General features: G+C 65.8%; 3 protein-coding genes. All 3 read right to left on the reverse strand.

Annotation, left to right across the window (positions count from 1 at the left end):
- Positions 1 to 1,341, reverse strand: a 1,341-nt coding sequence (locus tag Q1V87_RS07735) for a HAMP domain-containing sensor histidine kinase (protein WP_300591578.1), incomplete at its 3' end; no start/stop codon positions are given.
- Positions 1,342 to 1,360: 19 nt separating this feature from the next.
- Complete coding sequence (locus Q1V87_RS07740; RefSeq protein WP_228176863.1) at positions 1,361 to 2,053, reverse strand: response regulator transcription factor; 693 nt, start codon at positions 2,051 to 2,053, stop codon at positions 1,361 to 1,363.
- A gap of 66 nt (positions 2,054 to 2,119) precedes the next feature.
- On the reverse strand, positions 2,120 to 3,268 hold a 1,149-nt coding region (locus Q1V87_RS07745; protein ID WP_300591579.1), incomplete at its 5' end, for a DNA repair helicase XPB.

The raw sequence follows: 3,268 nt of genomic DNA on the forward strand, positions 1-3,268 counted from the left end.
GTTCTCTTCGCCGAGCACGATCGGGGGGAGCGCAACCGGTGCCGACGACGATGGCCCGAGGTCCAGGGGTCCGATGACGATCTGCTCGGTGGTCGGCGCCGTGCCGCGCGCGTCCCTCGGGCGGCGACGCAGCAGGATGGAGCCCGCGCGGCTGAAGGCGGACCGTGGCCGTTTGGGTGTCTCGAGGGTGTCGGTTTCGGTCTGCGGCGGACGCGGCTCAGTCGGTTCGACGATGGTCGTATCGATCACAGCCACAGGTCTTTGGGGAGAGGCGGCGCGAACATCGAGCGCGGCATCCCGCGCGAGCGGTCGCAGGTCGACCGGGGCGAACTCGATGTCTCGGCGCTCATCGAGCCGGGCGAGGGCGAGGAGGTCTTCCACGAGCAGGCCCATGCGCATGGCCTCTTTCTCGATCCGCTCCATCGACTGGGCGACGTCGTGGTCGGTGCGGATGGCTCCCATCCGGTACAGCTCGGCGTAGCCGCGAACCGTGACCAGGGGCGTCCGCAACTCGTGCGACGCGTCGCCGACGAACCGGCGCATCTGGCGCACCGTGGCATCTCGCTGGGCCAGCGCTGCGTCGATGCGCCCGAGCATGGCGTTGATCGCGGTCTTGAGTCTGCCGACCTCGGTGCCGGGGGCGATGTCTGTCATGCGCTGACCGAAATCGCCGGCCGCGATCTCCATCGCCGTGTTCTCGACCTGGGTGAGGCTCCGGAACGCGAGCGTGACGAGCAGCCGGATGGCGATGGCGCCGAGCACGACGGTGATGACGGAGAGGATGCTGTAGATGCCGAGATAGGTCGCGAGGGTCTGAGTCACCGTTGTGAGCGGAACCGCGATCATCTGCGTGTAGAAGACCGTGGTGCCCTTGACCTCGATGAGAGCGGATGCCGCGCGGAATTCTGTGCCGGGGATCGTGCCGGGGATCGTGAACGGTTCCTGCTGCTGGGTTACCGAGGTCTCGGTCGGCAGGTATTCCGCGGGAAAGTCAGGTTCATTGATCTGGCGTCCGCCGCCGGCGCTCGCGATGAAGTCGCCATCCTGGTTGTAGATGGCGACGAAATAGTCGGTCGGAACAGACTCGGCCTTCGGAACGAAGGCTGGATCAGCGAGAAGGTCGATATCGAATAGTGCACTCACGCCCGCGCCTGCGAGCTGCGACACCTGCGTGTCGACGCTCGCCAAGAGTTGGCTGCGCAGGAACACCGTCGTGCCGATGCCGGTCGCGATCAGCCCGAGCGCCAGGATCGACACGGCAACGCCTGTCACTTTCGCGCGCAGGCTGAGGCTGCGCCACCACCCGGTGACGGCGTCGGTCTTGTCGGACGTAGTGCTCACACCGACTCTGACGGGTGCCTCACGCCGACTTGCCAGCCTTCAGCATGTAGCCGAATCCACGTTTGGTCTGGATGAGCGGCTCGGATGAGTACGGGTCGATCTTGCGCCGCAGGTACGAGATGTAGCTCTCGACGATGCCGGCATCCCCGTTGAAGTCGTACTCCCAGACGTGGTCGAGGATCTGCGACTTCGAGAGCACACGGTTCGGGTTGAGCATCAGGTAGCGCAGCAGCTTGAACTCTGTCGGACTCAGGTCGATCGAGACATCCCCGACCGAGACATCGTGCGTGTCCTGATCCATCGTCAGCTCTCCGGCGCGGATGACCGACTCTTCGTCGGTCTGCATCGTGCGACGCAGGATGGCCTGGATGCGTGCGACGATTTCATCGAGACTGAAGGGCTTGGTGACGTAGTCGTCTCCGCCGGCGTTCAGACCCGTGATCTTGTCTTCGGTCTCGTCCTTGGCTGTCAGGAACAGGATCGGGGCGGTGTACCCAGCGCCGCGCAGGCGCTTGGTGACGCTGAAGCCGTTCATGTCGGGGAGCATGACGTCGAGCAGGATGAGGTCGGGTTCCTCTTCGAGAACTGCCGAGATCGTCGAGGCGCCGTTGGCGACTGCCTTGACCTGATAGCCGGCGAACTTCAGGCTCGTCATCAGCAGGTCTCGGATGTTCGGCTCGTCGTCGACGACGAGGATGCGGGGTGCGCTCATGCCCCCATTATCGTGATTCCGCTGGTGTGGATGCTGGATATCGCGCGGATCGGCGGTTTCCCCGGGTCACGCGGCGAGTTTGTCGGCATCCAGGATCGTGTAGCTGTAGCCCTGTTCAGCGAGGAACCGCTGCCGATTCTGCGCGAAATCCTGGTCGACCGTGTCGCGCGCGATGAGCGTGTAGAAGCTTGCAGTGTTCCCCGACTGCTTCGGACGGAGAAGCCGACCGAGGCGCTGCGCCTCCTCCTGCCGTGACCCGAACGACCCCGACACCTGAATGGCGACGGATGCCTCGGGCAGGTCCACCGAGAAGTTCGCGACCTTCGACACCACCAGCACGGGGATCTGCCCCTCCCGGAAGCCGCGGTAAAGCTCCTCGCGCTCATCGACGGGGGTGGCACCCGTGATCTGCGGGGCGCCCAGCGCCCGCGCGATCTCGTCGATCTGGTCGAGGTACTGTCCGATCACGAGGGTCTGTTCGCCGGCGTGCCGGGCTACGAGATCCTTCACCACGCCGATCTTCGCGGGGGCGGTGGCTGCGAGCCGGTAGCGTTCGTCATCCGCCGCCGCCGCGTACTCGAGCCGCTCGCCGGCCGGCAGGTCGACGCGCACTTCGTAGCAGGCGGCGGGGGAGATGAAGCCCTGCGACTCGATCTCCTTCCACGGGGCGTCGAACCGCTTGGGGCCGATGAGGCTGAACACATCGCCCTCGCGGCCGTCTTCGCGCACGAGCGTCGCCGTGAGCCCCAGTCTTCGACGAGCCTGCAGGTCGGCGGTCAGCTTGAACACGGGGGCGGGCAGCAGATGCACCTCGTCGTAGACGATGAGACCCCAGTCCAGGGCATCGAGCAGCGCCAGATGCGCGTACTGTCCCTTCCGCTTGGCCGTGAGGATCTGGTAGGTCGCGATCGTGACGGGCTTGACCTCTTTGGCCTGCCCCGAGTACTCGCCGATCTCTTCGGGAGTGAGGCTCGTGCGCTTGAGCAGCTCGTCGCGCCACTGCCGTGCGCTGACCGTGTTGGTGACCAGGATCAGCGTCGTCGTCTTCGTGTCGGCCATCGCCCCGGCTCCCACGAGCGTTTTTCCGGCCCCACAGGGGAGCACGACCACTCCCGAGCCGCCGTCGGTGAACGCGTCGACGGCCTGCCGTTGGTACGGGCGCAGGTGCCAGTCCTGCTCGGCGAGGTCGATCGGATGCGGCGTGCCGGGTGTGTA

This window comes from Microbacterium sp. (assembly GCF_030149085.1).
Lineage (GTDB): Bacteria > Actinomycetota > Actinomycetes > Actinomycetales > Microbacteriaceae > Microbacterium.